The 14,547-nt window shown below is 49.0% G+C and carries 13 protein-coding genes; 8 read left to right on the forward strand and 5 right to left on the reverse strand.

The window, feature by feature from the left end; all coding sequences use genetic code 11:
- The first annotated feature begins 169 nt into the window (after window positions 1-169).
- The 4 genes from ACI0FR_RS09140 (at window position 170) to ACI0FR_RS09155 (ending at window position 6,350) form a co-directional block, all read left to right on the forward strand.
- Window positions 170-2,347 carry an anthranilate synthase component I gene (locus ACI0FR_RS09140; protein WP_404906067.1) on the forward strand — a complete coding sequence of 726 codons (2,178 nt, stop codon included), beginning with the start codon at window positions 170-172 and terminating at the stop codon, window positions 2,345-2,347.
- Window positions 2,348-2,566: 219 nt separating this feature from the next.
- Window positions 2,567-3,475, forward strand: a complete 909-nt coding sequence (locus tag ACI0FR_RS09145; RefSeq protein WP_374831701.1) for a cation diffusion facilitator family transporter — start codon at window positions 2,567-2,569, stop codon at window positions 3,473-3,475.
- 366 nt (window positions 3,476-3,841) lie between these two features.
- Window positions 3,842-5,554, forward strand: coding sequence for a 2-isopropylmalate synthase (gene leuA, locus ACI0FR_RS09150; RefSeq protein WP_374831703.1), 1,713 nt, complete (start codon window positions 3,842-3,844; stop codon window positions 5,552-5,554).
- A 175-nt stretch (window positions 5,555-5,729) separates the two neighbouring features.
- Window positions 5,730-6,350 (forward strand): hypothetical protein, encoded by a 621-nt coding sequence (locus ACI0FR_RS09155; RefSeq protein ID WP_404906066.1) that lies wholly within the window; start codon window positions 5,730-5,732, stop codon window positions 6,348-6,350.
- Here ACI0FR_RS09155 and ACI0FR_RS09160 read toward each other — a convergent pair.
- Window positions 6,336-7,250 (reverse strand): metallophosphoesterase family protein, encoded by a 915-nt coding sequence (locus tag ACI0FR_RS09160; protein ID WP_404906065.1) that lies wholly within the window; start codon window positions 7,248-7,250, stop codon window positions 6,336-6,338. The two genes, ACI0FR_RS09155 and ACI0FR_RS09160, sit on opposite strands and share 15 nt — an antisense overlap.
- A gap of 177 nt (window positions 7,251-7,427) precedes the next feature.
- A complete protein-coding gene (locus tag ACI0FR_RS09165) occupies window positions 7,428-7,748 on the reverse strand; it encodes a DUF2293 domain-containing protein (RefSeq protein WP_374831709.1) in 321 nt (106 codons plus the stop codon).
- Window positions 7,749-7,939: 191 nt separating this feature from the next.
- Between ACI0FR_RS09165 and ACI0FR_RS09170 the strand changes: the two genes are divergently transcribed.
- Together ACI0FR_RS09170 and metF are read left to right on the forward strand one after the other, a co-directional pair.
- Window positions 7,940-8,908, forward strand: a complete 969-nt coding sequence (locus ACI0FR_RS09170; protein WP_374831711.1) for an ArsR/SmtB family transcription factor — start codon at window positions 7,940-7,942, stop codon at window positions 8,906-8,908.
- Window positions 8,909-9,020: 112 nt separating this feature from the next.
- Window positions 9,021-9,923, forward strand: a complete 903-nt coding sequence (gene metF / locus ACI0FR_RS09175; protein ID WP_404906064.1) for a methylenetetrahydrofolate reductase [NAD(P)H] — start codon at window positions 9,021-9,023, stop codon at window positions 9,921-9,923.
- A 448-nt stretch (window positions 9,924-10,371) separates the two neighbouring features.
- On the opposite strand, the gene ACI0FR_RS09180 is transcribed toward metF, so the two are convergent.
- From ACI0FR_RS09180 to ACI0FR_RS09190, 3 genes are all read right to left on the reverse strand, one after another.
- Complete coding sequence (locus ACI0FR_RS09180) at window positions 10,372-11,307, reverse strand: AEC family transporter (protein WP_404906063.1); 936 nt, start codon at window positions 11,305-11,307, stop codon at window positions 10,372-10,374.
- A 21-nt stretch (window positions 11,308-11,328) separates the two neighbouring features.
- Window positions 11,329-12,573, reverse strand: coding sequence for a lytic murein transglycosylase (locus tag ACI0FR_RS09185; RefSeq protein ID WP_404906062.1), 1,245 nt, complete (start codon window positions 12,571-12,573; stop codon window positions 11,329-11,331).
- 122 nt (window positions 12,574-12,695) lie between these two features.
- Window positions 12,696-13,529: a GH25 family lysozyme gene (locus tag ACI0FR_RS09190; protein ID WP_404906061.1), complete on the reverse strand. Its 834-nt coding sequence runs from the start codon at window positions 13,527-13,529 to the stop codon at window positions 12,696-12,698.
- A gap of 221 nt (window positions 13,530-13,750) precedes the next feature.
- Between ACI0FR_RS09190 and ACI0FR_RS09195 the strand changes: the two genes are divergently transcribed.
- On the forward strand, window positions 13,751-13,984 hold the full coding sequence (locus tag ACI0FR_RS09195; RefSeq protein ID WP_374831721.1) for a hypothetical protein: 234 nt from the start codon (window positions 13,751-13,753) through the stop codon (window positions 13,982-13,984).
- A 169-nt stretch (window positions 13,985-14,153) separates the two neighbouring features.
- A complete protein-coding gene (locus ACI0FR_RS09200) occupies window positions 14,154-14,519 on the forward strand; it encodes an antifreeze protein (protein WP_404906060.1) in 366 nt (121 codons plus the stop codon).
- The last annotated feature ends 28 nt before the right edge of the window (window positions 14,520-14,547 follow it).

The following is a 14,547-nucleotide window of genomic DNA, read 5'->3' on the forward strand; positions in this document are numbered from 1 at the left end:
TGAAGTTTGGGGTCGCAACGGGTAATCCGGGCGGCCTTTTTGTTTGCCCGATATCCTTATAACGACCGATAAAAAAGCATGATTTGAAGACGTGCGGACAGGATCGGATCGGTTTTCCAGCTTAAACAGAGGGGGAAAGCAGATCATGGCAAACAGAATGGTTGATAGAATGACTAAAATGTCGAAGATCGAAACACATACCCATGTCAGCCAAGGCGGCATTACCGTTGAGCGCATGCGTCAGTTGATCGATTATAAAGGTGCCATTGAGCAGCGTATTGATGTTTTAAATACACGCCGCGGTGCAGTTTTTTCTTCTAACTATGAATATCCGGGCCGTTATACCCGCTGGGATACCGCCATTATTGATCCACCTGTAGTCATCACTGCCAATGGTCGTGTTATGCGGATTGAAGCGCTGAACAAGCGTGGTGAGATCTTGCTGGCGCCGATTTTAAAAGCGTTGCAGTTGATTGATTGTGTCACCATCGATCAACAGAATGCCGCCCGCATTGATTTGACGGTTGCCGAGCCGAAAGGCGTATTTGCGGAAGAAGAACGCTCCCGCATGCCATCGGTTTTCACCGTATTGCGGGCGATTGTTGCCCTGTTTTTCTCAGAAGAAGACGCCAATTTAGGTCTCTACGGTGCCTTTGGTTATGATCTGGCTTTTCAATTCGACAAAATTGATTTCAAGATGAAGCGTCCGGACGATCAGCGTGATTTGGTGCTGTTTATTCCTGACGAGATTGTCATTGTCGACCATTACTCCACCAAAGCATGGGTGGATTCTTATGAATTCAGCATCGATGGCACAAGCACCCACGGTTTGGCGCGTGAAACGCCTTCGAAAGTGTTTGAACCTTCCACCAAAAATCCGGGACGTGGCGATCACACCCAAGGCGAATATGCAAAACTTGTTGAAAAAGCCAAAGACAGTTTCAAACGCGGTGATTTGTTTGAAGTCGTGCCGGGGCAGACCTTTTATGAGCGTTGTGAAAGCCAGCCATCAGAAATTTTCCGCCGCCTGAAAAGCATCAATCCGTCACCATACGGTTTCTTTATCAACCTGGGTGAAGGTGAATATCTGGTGGGTGCGTCACCAGAAATGTTCGTGCGTGTCAATGGTCGCCGTATTGAAACATGCCCGATTTCCGGCACCATTAAGCGCGGGGAAAATGCGATTTCGGATTCGGAGCAGATTTTGAAACTGCTCAATTCGAAAAAGGACGAATCTGAACTCACCATGTGCTCGGATGTTGATCGCAACGATAAAAGCCGTGTCTGTGATCCGGGTTCTGTACGGGTGATTGGCCGCCGTCAGATCGAAATGTATTCGCGCCTTATTCATACGGTCGATCATATTGAGGGGCGATTGCGTGCTGATATGGATGCCTTTGATGGCTTTTTGAGCCATGCATGGGCGGTGACAGTAACCGGTGCGCCAAAATTATGGGCAATGCGTTTTATCGAAAATCATGAGAAAAGCCCGCGTGCATGGTATGGCGGCGCGGTTGGTATAATGCATTTTAATGGTGATATGAATACCGGTCTTACCTTACGTACAGTGCGGATTAAAGACGGTGTGGCGCAGGTGCGTGCCGGTGCAACCTTGCTTTATGATTCAAACCCGCAGGAAGAAGAGGCCGAGACCGAATTGAAGGCTTCTGCTATGCTGACAGCCATTCGTGAGGCACATAAAGTGCAGGCAGAAACAGAAAAGCAGGAAGCGGATATGGTCGGGCAGGACACCAATATTCTTCTGGTGGATCATGAAGATTCATTCGTGCACACATTGGCGAATTACTTCCGCCAAACTGGTGCGAAAGTTTCAACCGTTCGCGCGCCGATCACTGATGCGATATTTGATGAAGTGAAGCCGCATTTGGTGGTGTTGTCACCAGGACCTGGTACGCCGAGTGATTTTAATTGCACGGCTACTATTGAAGCTGCGCGCACACGTAAATTGCCGATCTTTGGTGTGTGTCTGGGACTGCAAGCACTGACGGAAGCTTTTGGCGGTAAGCTCAACCAGCTGGATATTCCGGTGCATGGCAAACCATCGCCGATCAATATTTTGAAGGCGGGTACGGTTTTTGCGGGGCTGCCGGAACGGTTCAATGTCGGGCGTTATCATTCGCTGCATGCCGATCCAAAGCATTTGCCGGATGTGTTTGATGTGACAGCGGTGACGGAAGACGGCATTATTATGGGTATTGAGCACAAAAACGAGCCGATTGCTGCGGTGCAATTCCATCCGGAATCCATCATGACTTTTGAAGATGAAGCCGGAATCCGGATGATTGAAAATGTCGTGGCAGGGCTGGTGGCAAAAGCCCGAACATAAATATTAGTATAGTCTAATAAATTGATGATAAATCTGTTATCCCCCGCCGCTTTTAAGTGGCGGGGGTTTCGGTTTTAAGTTTGTTTCGTTATAGAGAATAAGCTTATCGAATTCGAAGCATGTAATTAATGACAATTTTAAAGCGTTTTCGGGCATTTCACGTGTCTGATTGATGGCGCGTTCCACATGATAATGATGTGAAACGTCAAAGGGTTGACCATGGATACGAAGAAAAAGATTCAACGATTGGCCGCATGGTCAATCCCCGTCGCCCTTGCTGTCCTTGCGCTTAAATATCTGGCCTATCATCTGACCGGTTCGGTGGCACTTTATTCGGATGCGCTCGAATCCATTGTTAATGTGATTGCAGCTTTGGCTGCTTGGTGGGCAATTCGGGTCAGTTATATGCCGGCTGATCGCAACCATCCATATGGCCATCATAAGGCTGAATATTTTTCGGCTGTGATTGAGGGCGTACTGATTATCGTTGCGGCACTGCTGATTTTCCGTGAAGCGTGGGAAGCATTGCGTGCGCCGCGTTTGATGGATGAGCCATGGCTGGGGCTTGGCATCAATATTGCCGCAGGTGTGCTCAATGCCATTTGGGCGACAATTTTGATACGTGTCGGCAAACGTGACAAGTCACCGGCGCTGACTGCCGACGGCAAGCATATCATGACTGATGTCGTAACTTCCGCTGGTGTGTTGATTGGTTTGGTAGCCTCTATTGTCACCGGTTGGGCGATCCTTGATCCGCTGCTGGCAATCATCGTTGCGATCAATATTTTGTGGCAGGGTTGGCAGGTTATCAATTCCTCGGTGCAGGGTTTGATGGATGTTGGTGCTGATATTGATGAAACAATGAATATTCGTGACATCATTTCGACCAATGCCGAAGGGGCGATTGAGGTACATGATCTTAAAACCCGCATAGCGGGTCGTGCGACATTCATCGAGTTTCATTTAGTCGTGGCGGCTCATATGACTGTTGGTGACGCACATATTATCTGTGATCGTATCGAAGATGCTTTGCGCGACCAGATTGATAATGCGGTTGTGGTTATCCATGTCGAGCCGGAAGATGAAGCCAAGCTGCCACCGGGCACTTGTGCGGTGCCTTTTGCATGAGCAAAGGTGCACAAAATTTTACTTTAAAATCAGTGATTGCAGGCTTGCAACTGTTGCGGTGAATCGCTAGAAATACATCTATGACTTGTAAAACTTTAAACATGGCGAAATCTTTTTCCGGCGATCACGTGAGTGGCGCTGTACATGTTTGTGTTTTAAACTCGCTTCTTCTTAGCCTTAGCGGCGATCGCTGGGCTCGTTAAAGAGGAGCGTCCGGCGGTCGACAAGAGACCACGCTGGTCCATGCTCCTTATAGTCTGAATTTTGATAATCTTTTCATCGATTATCCGGAAATTTTAGTAGTTAACGAATAACGGTTTGAGCCGCGGGTGGCGGGCAGATCGTTCACGAAGAACGAGAATAGTTATGAACCATATTGCAGATAAAACAGTTGCTTCCGCCAAAAAAGGCATGCCGGTGGCGCAGACAAAATATGCGCCGTTTCAGCTGACACAGCTGCAAGACCGTCAATGGCCGTCCAAGCGTATCGAAAAAGCACCGATCTGGTGTTCGGTTGACTTGCGCGACGGTAATCAGGCGCTGATCGACCCCATGGGTCATGACCGCAAAGCACGGATGTTCCAGCTGCTGTTGGATATGGGCTTTCCGGAAATCGAAATCGGTTTCCCTTCCGCATCGCAAACAGATTTTGATTTCTGCCGCTGGTGCATTGAAGAGGGCAATGTACCGGATGAAGTGGATTTGCAGGTGCTGGTGCAGTGTCGCCCGGAACTGATTATCCGCACCTTTGAAGCACTGGAAGGGGCTAAAACCCCGATTATTCACTTCTATAATTCTACATCTGAATTGCAGCGCCGCGTGGTGTTTGGCAAAGATGTCAGCGGTATCAAACAGATCGCAACTGATGCTGCCAAAATGATCACTGATATGGCGGCCAAGGCTGGTGGCGGTTATCGTTTCCAATATTCGCCGGAAAGTTTTACCGGAACAGAGTTGGAAGTGGCGCTGGAAATCTGTAATGCGGTGAGCGAAATTGTGAAGCCGACACCGGATAACAAGCTGATCATCAATCTGCCGTCCACGGTCGAAATGAATACGCCGAATGTCTATGCCGACCAGATCGAATGGATGTGCCGTCAGCTGGATAATCGCGAGAACCTGATTATCTCATTGCACCCGCATAATGACCGCGGCACTGGCATTGCGGCCACCGAGCTGGGTTTGATGGCTGGTGCTGACCGCGTGGAAGGTACATTGTTTGGCAATGGTGAGCGTACCGGTAACGTGGATGTGGTGACACTGGCCTTGAACATGTTCACGCAAGGTGTTGACCCGGAACTGGATTGCTCGGACATCAACCGTATGAAGGAAGTTTACGAATATTCCAATCAGCTGGTTATTCCTGAGCGTCATCCATATGTGGGTGAACTGGTTTATACCGCTTTCTCCGGTTCGCATCAGGATGCGATCAATAAGGGCATGAAAGCCAAGAAAACCGCCAATTCCCCATTGTGGGAAGTGCCTTATCTGCCAATTGACCCGCAGGATGTCGGTCGCTCATATGAAGCGATCATCCGTATCAACTCGCAGTCGGGTAAAGGTGGTTTGGCTTATATTCTGCAACAGGATTACGGTTTGAACCTGCCACGTAATTTGCAGGTGGAATTCCGTGAAATCATTCAGAAAATCACTGATGATGAAGGCAAGGAACTGCCGTCCAAACGCATTTACGACGAGTTTATCGCCCGTTATGTGACGCAGGAAACAGCACGGCTCAAATTTGCGGATCACCACACTGTTGCTGATCCGGCCAATAAAGGCCGCCGTATTCTGACCGCCGAAATTCATGATAATGGTGTGATCAAAAATATTGAAGGTACCGGCACCGGGCCAATTGATGGTTTTGTGGATGCGTTATCGCGCCATATCGGCATCAAATTGTCGGTGGTGGATTATTCGGAGCATTCGCTGCAGCAGGGCTCGGACGCAACCGCGATTTGTTACATGGAAATTGCCCATCCGAATGGCAAAATCTTTGGTGTCGGCATTAATGACAATATCGTGTCTGCTTCGCTGGAAGCGATTGTTTCGGCAGCCAATCGCCTGTTGGCCGAATAAAATTTGCATTGATATTTGAAAAATAGGCGGCCTTCGGGGTCGCCTTTTTTGTGTTTAAGTTGCTTGGTATTGCCGTATTATTGCTTCTATTGGATGATTTGAATAAGCTTGGTATTACTAATTCACTGTCCGTGCTGAACGTTTTCATCAAGTCTTACTAACTAAGGGATCTGTCATGCGTGAAAATGATCTTGAGAAAGAAATTGATGCGCAACATGCTGTCCAAAACTCCGACGGGGCGTTGCGGCTTGCCAATGCGATGCGACAAGCCAAAATGGCTGCTGCGGATCGCGGTGACAGCATCGTGGATGTCAGGCAAGCAGAACTGGCGCGGCTGGATTTGCTGGCAGCGGATTTGCAACCGGTTTTTGATGCCGTTCCGGCTAATGTCGATCTGTTTGATTTTACTGTTTCATCAGGGATGCAGCCAAGGCTTTGGCTTGATGCGACCGCTTTTGTGATGATGGACAATGACCGGCGCACATATAAGTTTGTGCGTGATAGCCGTCAGGGACGGGTGGTGATGGCGCAATCAACGGATATGAGGCGGGTAAGCGAAGGTGTCACCGCTTATATTGCCGATCGTTTGGTGGAGCGTGAGCAGTTACTGGGTGATAGTAAACCTGTTTCGGCCGTGCAGTCTGATGCAAAGCCACCGTTGATCACGCAAACATCTAATGGCTTTTTGCCGGCCTTAGCATGGTTTATTACCGGCGCCTTGGTTGGGGCGGTGCTTTTGTTCCTGACTTTTCAAGAGAGGCTAATGCCCGCCCTGCATAGTTTAACGGGCGGGTAGGCTTAATTGATGCGTGCCTATTGCGGTGATTTTATTATCTTCCGTTAAAATTCCGCGCTGGCTCCATTCACAAGTCCAGCCATTTTGGCTTTTGCTGATATCAAACATATTATAGCGCGCCGGTGGTTTATGGCCGCCAAAAGATTGGCTGGCGGATGGCACACAAATAACCGGTACTGTCGCGCCATTGGTGCCTTCAACCTCATAATGGGTGGCCAGGTGGGTATGACCGTGCAGCACCAGCTCGGCACCATAACTTTTAATGATTTTTTGAAAGCGGCCAATGCCGAACAAGCGCTTGTAATTTGGTGTAGCGCCGCGGATGGGTGGATGGTGGATCATCACCACACGGCACAGGCCTGCTTGTTTTGCGCGCTCCAGCATCAATGCCAAACGATGCGCTTGAGCAGGCAGAAAATCGCCGCTTGCCATAAAGGGCGCTGTCGCGCGCGCCGAAGAAACGCCAATGATGGCAAGGTTGCCACGCTGGCGCAGATATGGAAATTGTGGTGCTTTACCGCCATTATCAATGCCGTCACCGCGCATCCATGGTTCCCATGCCTGACAGGATTTACGCAACGCACCCGGCACATAAGCATCGTGATTGCCCGGAACCACAGAGACCTGATCGGGGTTGCCTAAATTTTCCAGCCACGCACGTGCAATGTCGATTTCGCTGTTCAGTGCCAGATTTACCAGATCGCCGGTGACTGCGATGTGGTCGGGATTATGGGCTTTCATATCATTGATCAGATCATCCAGAACCGAACATTCCAGTGCATTTTTGCGGTTTTTCATCCAATTGACATAGCCGGTGATGCGCTTTGAGGCGAGATCGCGATAGCGAACCGGCGGTAAAGGGCTGAGATGAATATCGGAAATATGCGTTAATCTGAACATTATCAACTTTGCTTGGGATGGAATGCATTGCTGCTAGAGGGTGTCGCACTTAATCATATCCACTGTGCTCGCTCTAGCGTTTTGTTTTTACGCATGTCTTTATCCCAAAACCGGTGCCCACTTCTGGGAGACATGCTCTAGTCTAGCGTGTTTTGTGGTGTAAAGAAAACTGCATTTTTAACTCAGCATTTCATCATCATCGGGTGAGAGCAGGCGGGTTGCGCGCCATTCGGTCAATTTGTCATTAATCGCATCAAGCACGAAAAACCGTGCAGATTCTTTATCATAACCTTCATCACGCAAAGCATCGTAATCGGTATATTGATGGCGGATATAGGCAACCGTTGCCAGCCATAAGGCAACTGGCGGTGTTAGTCCGCGCATATGCGGACTGAGAGCGGCCGCGCGAATAGGCTCCGCATCGCTGAAAGGAGCACCCGGTATCAAAAGGGTCAAAGATTTGGCGATGAGTTTTTGCCGGTTTGTCTTGGCCTGCATAGTGCTCTGCTTTTATTACTTAACTGGTTTTATTGATCATTAAGTTAAGGCAATTGCAAGCTCGTGACAGTGTCTCTTTATGTGAACGTTTTGAAGCTTGCCCACATTGGTTGTAAATCGCTGATTATCAACTTGCGCAATCTTTAATTTTTATATAAACATATCTTTATGTCTATAAGGGGTGTGGCGGTATGAGCTTGCAGCTTGATGTAATGATTGAAGTGTTGAAAGCGGCGGCTGAACCAAGCCGCTTGCGTATTTTGATGCTGTTGACCCGTGGTGATCTGACGGTTTCTGATCTGACCCTCATTCTTGGTCAGTCGCAACCGCGTGTGTCGCGGCACTTGAAACTGTTGAGTGAAGCACAGCTTATCAATCGTTATCAGGAAGGTGCATGGGCTTATTTCCGCCTCTCAGACAATAATGAATTTGGTGCTATCATCCGTGAAACATTGCAGCGACTTAATGAAAGAGATCCGCTGATCGAGCGTGATTTTGACCGGCTGGCCCAAGTAAAATCACAGCGTCAGGAACAGGCGACCGCTTATTTCAGCAGCAATGCGCAAAGCTGGGATAAAATCCGCAGCCTGCATATTGCCGAAGGGGCTGTTGAAACAGCAGTCAAAGATATTGTAGGTGATGTACCATTTCAGGCCATGCTTGATGTTGGCACGGGTACAGGGCGTTTGCTTGAACTCTTTGCGCCGCTTTATGTGCGTGGCGTTGGTGTGGATATAAACCGCGACATGCTGATGGTGGCACGAGCCAATCTCGATCAGGCCGACATTTCCCATGCGCAGGTGCGCCAAGGCGATGTTTATGCGTTGCCCGTTGAGCGTGAAAGCTTTGATTTGGTGACCATCCATCAGGTGCTGCACTTTTTGGATGATCCGCAGGCTGCCATTCGAGAAGCTGCGCGTTCGGTACGTGCTGGCGGGCGATTGTTAATTGTTGATTTTGCGCCGCATGTGCTGGAATTCTTGCGTGAAGAGCATGCGCATTTGCGTCTTGGTTTCAGTGACGAGCAGATGACCGGCTGGCTGCGTGAGGCAGGTTTGGAAATGGCCGATATTCAAGAGTTGAAACAGACAGATGCGAAGAAAGACGGCTTGACCGTCAAGCTTTGGCTGGCGCGCGATCCACGTCAATTGATCGCCTGACATTTTAAAAGAAAGCCGTCGATTTGTACTTGGCTGCGGCTTGCAAATTATTCAAGACTAAAGTGGTATTGTGCCAGATAATCGCCGCCACAAAACTGATGGAGACTGTTTCATGCGCTTTTACGGGCTTTCCCGACGTTCTGAGGGCGGTAAGAACCTTCGGGTATCCTTTGAGTTTTTCCCGCCGAAAAGCGAAGAAATGGAAAACCGACTTTGGGAAACAGTAACGCGATTGGCACCTTTGGAGCCATCATTTTTCTCCGTTACTTATGGGGCAGGTGGCTCGACACGTGAGCGCACCGCACGTACGGTGCAGCGTATCTTGACCGAAACCAATGTGACACCGGCGGCACACTTAACCTGTGTAGATGCAACCAAAGCTGAAGTGGATCAGGTTATCCGTGATTTTTCCGCAATGGGTGTGAAGCGCTTTGTGGCGCTGCGCGGTGATCCGGCCAATGGTGTGGGCAATGCTTATGTGCCGACGCCGGGTGGCTATAATAATGGTTCGGAGCTTGTTGCCGGATTGAAAGCGATTGATGATTTCGACATCATGGTTTCGGCCTATCCGGAAAAGCATCCTGAGAGCCCTGATTTTGCAACAGATATCGATATGCTGAAGCGAAAGGTGGATAATGGTGCCACCCGCGCGATCACCCAGTTCTTTTTCGATAATGATGTTTATGAGCGCTATGTCGAGCGCGTACGCCGTGCAGGTGTTTATATCCCGATTGTGCCGGGGATTTTTCCTGTTCACAGCTTCAAGCAATTGGTTGGCTTTTGTGCGCGTTCAGGTCAGCATATTCCGGAATGGTTGGCTGAGCGTTTTGAAGGGCTTGATAATGATCCTCATACGCATCAATTGGTGTCTGCCGCAATTGCAGCAGAACAGGTGATGGATTTGATGGAGCGCGGCTTGCAGGACTTTCATTTTTACACAATGAACCGTGCCGATTTGCCTTATGCCATTTGTCATTTGTTGGGTGTGCGCTCGAAACAGCAAACGGTTGCATGAAACGAGTGCATTGAGGAAAAATAAAAAACCCGGGGTTTGCCCCGGGTTTTTTATTTTATTTCCTAAAGCACCCCAGCTTCAAGGAAAGATGCCTACAATCACAGCTGCAACAAAAGCGAATGCTGCGCAGAACATCAGGACGTTCATAGGTCTTGTCAGTCCCATAGGTCTGTCTCCTTCATGATTGTACTTGGTTTTAATCAAGCGCAAATGCGTTGGCAGATGCTATGAATCTAGTGGCTTTATGAGCAAAAACAAAGCAAATTCATGCATTTTTGTGGCTATTTAAGAGAAATAATTACCTGATTATTTGTAAGTATATGAATTTAAATGCTAATTTTATGAAGAATTATTCACGGAAAAGACACAAAAACGCCATCTGGATTAACGGAAATTCATAGTTGTGGCAGCGTTTTTGCGGTTTGATTTGATTCTGACGAAGCAGCTTTTACGCAATCAACGAAAGATAGGCAGAGACAGTCAGCACCGAAATCACGGTTGAAACCAAAATGGTGTTGGAGGTTATTGTCGCATCGGTACGGTAATATTCAGCCAGCATGAAAGAGCCGGTGCCTGTTGGTAATGCCGCAATCAGAACAGCCGTATGGGTAAGCAGCGGCGGTAGCTGAAAAATGTAAACCGCAGCGATATAGGCCAGCACCGGTTGAGCCACCAGTTTGAGGCTGACCAGATATGAAATGCTGCTGATATTGGTGCGGGTCAGCGGTTTGCTGGCTGCCAGAAAAAGACCAAGTGCCACCAAGGCACAAGGGGAGGCGGCTGCGCCAAGCAGCTTCAAAAATGAATGGGCAGATTCTGGCAGCGGCAGGCCGGAGAGGGAATAAAGTACGCCAAGTGCTGGCGAAAAAAGCAGCGGATTGCGTGCCAGTGAGCCGATCGTTTTGATGATAAGCTTTGCTTTACGGCTTGCTTTTTGGCGGCTGAGCTCAATTAAAGTGATGGCAACCGCAAAGATGATGCAAACCGTGATGATGGTTGCCATTGCAACCAGCGGCATGGCTGCGCTGCCAAAAGCCAGCATGCAAAGCGGAAACCCCATATAGGCGGTGTTGGGATAGCTGGCATTAAGGCCATCAATGGCTTTGGTGGTGAGATCTCTTCCCCTGTTGCTCGGAGAAAGAAAAGCAAGACCGAAGATGATGAAGCTCGCCAAACAAAAAGCGCCGATAAAGGCCGGTTGCCAGATTTCATGCAGATCGGTGGTGGCTGTGATGTCGAAAAGAAGTGCGGGCAATGCCAGATAAACGACGAAGCGGTTGAGTTCTGTGCTTGCTTGCCCGCTCAAAATGCGGGTTTTGGCGGCTGCCCATCCCGCAAAAATCAATGCGAAAATGGGCAGCACAACCAGTAATGTTGATAACATTGGTCTTGCCAGTTTTGTTTTTTACAATTTTTCCAATAGTTCAGGTGTCGGCCATGAATCGGCAGGCATATTTAAGCGCAATTGCTCGGTTCGTACCGCATCACGGGTGCGGAAACCAAAGACGCCGTCAATTTTGCCCATATCATAACCGCGTGCCTGCAGCTTGGTTTGCAACTCTTTCATTTGCTCGGTATCGAGCCCCTGATCAGGATTACGGTGATCAAAAGCCGGAGCACCGGCCAAACGTGTTGCAAAATAAGCAGCAGTGGTCGAGTAAACGATCGATTTGTTCCACTCCACAAAAATGTCAAAATTTGGATAGGACAGGAAGGCTGGCCCATTACGACCTAATGGCAGCATCAATGAGGCTTCGCCATCATCTGAGCCTAAAGGGCCGTCTCGGCCGGTGATGCCCCATTCAGCCCATTGCGAGTGCGGTTTGCGGTTTTCACGGATGGATTCTTGCCAAGGCAAATCCTGACTGGTGACGCGGACTTCTTCCAGCCACGGCTCGCCCTTGCGCCAGCCCAATTCGCTCAACATCCGTCCGGCAGTCATCATCGCATCGGCGACACTGTTTTTCAGATCAACCTTGCCATCGCCATCACCGTCAACCCCGCGCTCCAGATAGTCTTTCGGCAGCAATTGCATCTGGCCGATTTCGCCAGCCCATGCGCCGGTGGTGGAGGCATCGACAACGCCCTGATCAAAAAGTTTCAAAAGTGCAATCAATTGCGGACGGAATAATTCAGGGCGCCGGCAATCATAAGCTAAAGTCACGAGCGAATTAAGGGTGTCGAAATCACCCTGAATGGCACCGAAATCTGTTTCCAGCCCCCAGAAGGCTGCGAGAACCGGCCCCGGAACGCCGTAGGTGTCTTCCACTTTGCGGAAAACATCTGCATATTTGATCAGATTTTCTCTGCCCTTTTTCAGGCGGTTTTCTGAAATCAGACGTTTTGAAAACTCGATGAAGGTCAAATTGAAAACGGACTGCGAGCGATCACGCGCCAGCACTTTTTCATCCAGCGAGGCTTTGTGTAATTCGCTAATGCCTTTGTCGCTTACGCCTTCAGCGCGTGCTTCGGCTGCGACATCTTCAATCCACTGCTTGAAATTTATTTCGCAAGCAGGCTTTGGCGGTACAGCCTCGGTCGTGGAGGAAGGCTTGGTGGCGGCAGCCGGAGCCAGAGCCGGAACTTGAGCAAAAGACAGGCTGGTGGATGCCAAAAGCAAAGATGCACAAAGGCCGGATATAATTTTCATAGGAGGACGAGCTCATTTAAAAAAGCTGAGAGTAATCTGTCAGCAACAATGACCTAATCTATTGCCCTATCAAATCTATAAAATGAAGCAAAACTTGCTAAAAATGCGCGCCCTTTGCAGAGTCAGCGGACATTGTTGCTTTCCAGCCACTTTTTCCATGCATTGGCATCACCGGCAAAGACATTGATATCGGCGTCGCCAGAAATGCCCGGTATCGAACCAGTGCCGGTATATTGCCAGAATGTCCAAGGATGCGGCCCGTATTTTTCATCCGGATGACCTGCGGTGGAGCGAAGCCAAAATGGGTAATGGCTTAATTGGCGCAGATCATTATCGTCGAAGAAGTCAACGGTCGTATAAATGATCGGGCGTTTGCCATAATGTTTCTCAACCATATTGAGGAAAGTCTGCATTTCTTTGCGCACAATTGCTGCATTGGGGCGCAATTTGCAGGTTGGTGAACTGGCGTTCCACTCCATGTCCAAAACCGGTGGCAGAGCGGAGGGGTCGTTGGGGACGTTTTTAATAAACCAGCGTGCCTGATCGGCAGCGGTGCGGCAAAAATAATAGAAATGATAAGCGCCGCGTTTTACATGGGCGGCGCGTGCAGCCCCCCAATGTTCGGTAAAGCGCTCGTCAAAACGGTCGCCGCCTTCGGTTGCTTTGATGAAAGCAAAAGAAATACCGCTCTTACGTACTGCATTCCAATCAATCGTTGTTTGATATTTGGAAACATCAGTGCCGTGGATTGGATAGTGCCAAGGTGTTTTACCTGTCCATTCATGCGGCTTGCGGTCACCGAAGCGTGGCGCGCGTACATTACCAGACGGTGGTTTGATTTGGGTGGTTTGGGTCGACGGCTTGCGCACATCAGAAAAATCATAATCCACAGTCGTGCAGGCGCTTAAAAGCGCAGCACTTGCGAGAAATGTTAATGTGACTGCAAGTCGTTTCATTGTCTGGCCTGATGAAAGAGAATCACTTGAAGCGCTAGGATTACGCGATCAGAATCGTTGCGTCACCATTTGCACCCCAACTATTTGCGATTAAAAACGAGCGGGACAATAAATAGGGATACTCTCTGATTGTTACGATGCGTTTAATTAGTTGAGAGAACTTTTTTCTTTTTCGTGAGTTCACCTTTTGACGAAGCAAATTTCATCGGAAGGAGACAATTATGAAAAAGCTAATTATTGCATCCTCGGCTGTCGTTATGATGCTGGGTCTGGCTGCCTGTGATGACAGCAAGAAGGAAAATACCGGTAACAACAATCCGGCCGAAACTATGCCTGCTGATCCGGCTCCGACTGCACCTGCAGCACCCCCTGCTGCAACGCCGCCAGCCGAGCCGGCACCATCCGCACCAGCGCCGACCACACCTGATACAACTTCACCGGCGCCTGCGAATTAAAATTTTTGCACAGAACCTTGCTGAAGAGTGCAGAATGTGGTGGCCTGAAATGATTTCAGGCCACCACATGTTTGGAAAAGTTTGGTATAGCGCAGGAAACCAAGAATTTGGTCGCGAAATTTTTAATTAGATATTTCAACAATCAATTGTCTGGTCTATAGATCATTGCATGAAACCTTACGCTCTGCCTTTTTTGATCCTGTTTTCATTGTCGGCCTTAACGGCTTGCGGCAAAGATGATGCTGAGGCACCTCAGCAAGAACCTGCTGCCGTGCAGCCTGCTGAAACCGTGCCTGCTGTCCAAGAGCCGGAAGCACCCGTTGATGCACCTGATTTGCTTGAAACCTTGAAAGAAAATTCCGGTGTTTTGACGCCCGAACAAGAAGCTGAAATTGTTGCACGCGCCCGCAAAAATGCAGAATCTGCAGCTAAATCTGTGGGGCAAAATGACGAGCAGATCAAAGCTGCCGGTGACAGAGCCGAAGCATCAGCAAAGCAGTTTCTGGCTGCGAAAAAAACACCTGTCCAGCAATAAGCAGTTTATCATTGCAAGCTTTTAAATA

Source organism: Paenochrobactrum sp. BZR 201-1, from assembly GCF_044987585.2.
GTDB classification, from domain to species: domain Bacteria; phylum Pseudomonadota; class Alphaproteobacteria; order Rhizobiales; family Rhizobiaceae; genus Paenochrobactrum; species Paenochrobactrum pullorum.

Excerpts from the sequence above, each read along its gene's own strand:
- ACI0FR_RS09140 (WP_404906067.1), top strand. The coding sequence starts at position 170 with ATGACTAAAATGTCGAAGATCGAAACACATACCCATGTCAGCCAAGGC.
- ACI0FR_RS09145 (WP_374831701.1), top strand. The coding sequence starts at position 2,567 with ATGGATACGAAGAAAAAGATTCAACGATTGGCCGCATGGTCAATCCCC.
- leuA (WP_374831703.1), top strand. The coding sequence starts at position 3,842 with ATGAACCATATTGCAGATAAAACAGTTGCTTCCGCCAAAAAAGGCATG.
- ACI0FR_RS09155 (WP_404906066.1), top strand. The coding sequence starts at position 5,730 with ATGCGTGAAAATGATCTTGAGAAAGAAATTGATGCGCAACATGCTGTC.
- ACI0FR_RS09160 (WP_404906065.1), bottom strand. The coding sequence starts at position 7,250 with ATGTTCAGATTAACGCATATTTCCGATATTCATCTCAGCCCTTTACCG.
- ACI0FR_RS09165 (WP_374831709.1), bottom strand. The coding sequence starts at position 7,748 with ATGCAGGCCAAGACAAACCGGCAAAAACTCATCGCCAAATCTTTGACC.
- ACI0FR_RS09170 (WP_374831711.1), top strand. The coding sequence starts at position 7,940 with ATGAGCTTGCAGCTTGATGTAATGATTGAAGTGTTGAAAGCGGCGGCT.
- metF (WP_404906064.1), top strand. The coding sequence starts at position 9,021 with ATGCGCTTTTACGGGCTTTCCCGACGTTCTGAGGGCGGTAAGAACCTT.
- ACI0FR_RS09180 (WP_404906063.1), bottom strand. The coding sequence starts at position 11,307 with ATGTTATCAACATTACTGGTTGTGCTGCCCATTTTCGCATTGATTTTT.
- ACI0FR_RS09185 (WP_404906062.1), bottom strand. The coding sequence starts at position 12,573 with ATGAAAATTATATCCGGCCTTTGTGCATCTTTGCTTTTGGCATCCACC.
- ACI0FR_RS09190 (WP_404906061.1), bottom strand. The coding sequence starts at position 13,529 with ATGAAACGACTTGCAGTCACATTAACATTTCTCGCAAGTGCTGCGCTT.
- ACI0FR_RS09195 (WP_374831721.1), top strand. The coding sequence starts at position 13,751 with ATGAAAAAGCTAATTATTGCATCCTCGGCTGTCGTTATGATGCTGGGT.
- ACI0FR_RS09200 (WP_404906060.1), top strand. The coding sequence starts at position 14,154 with ATGAAACCTTACGCTCTGCCTTTTTTGATCCTGTTTTCATTGTCGGCC.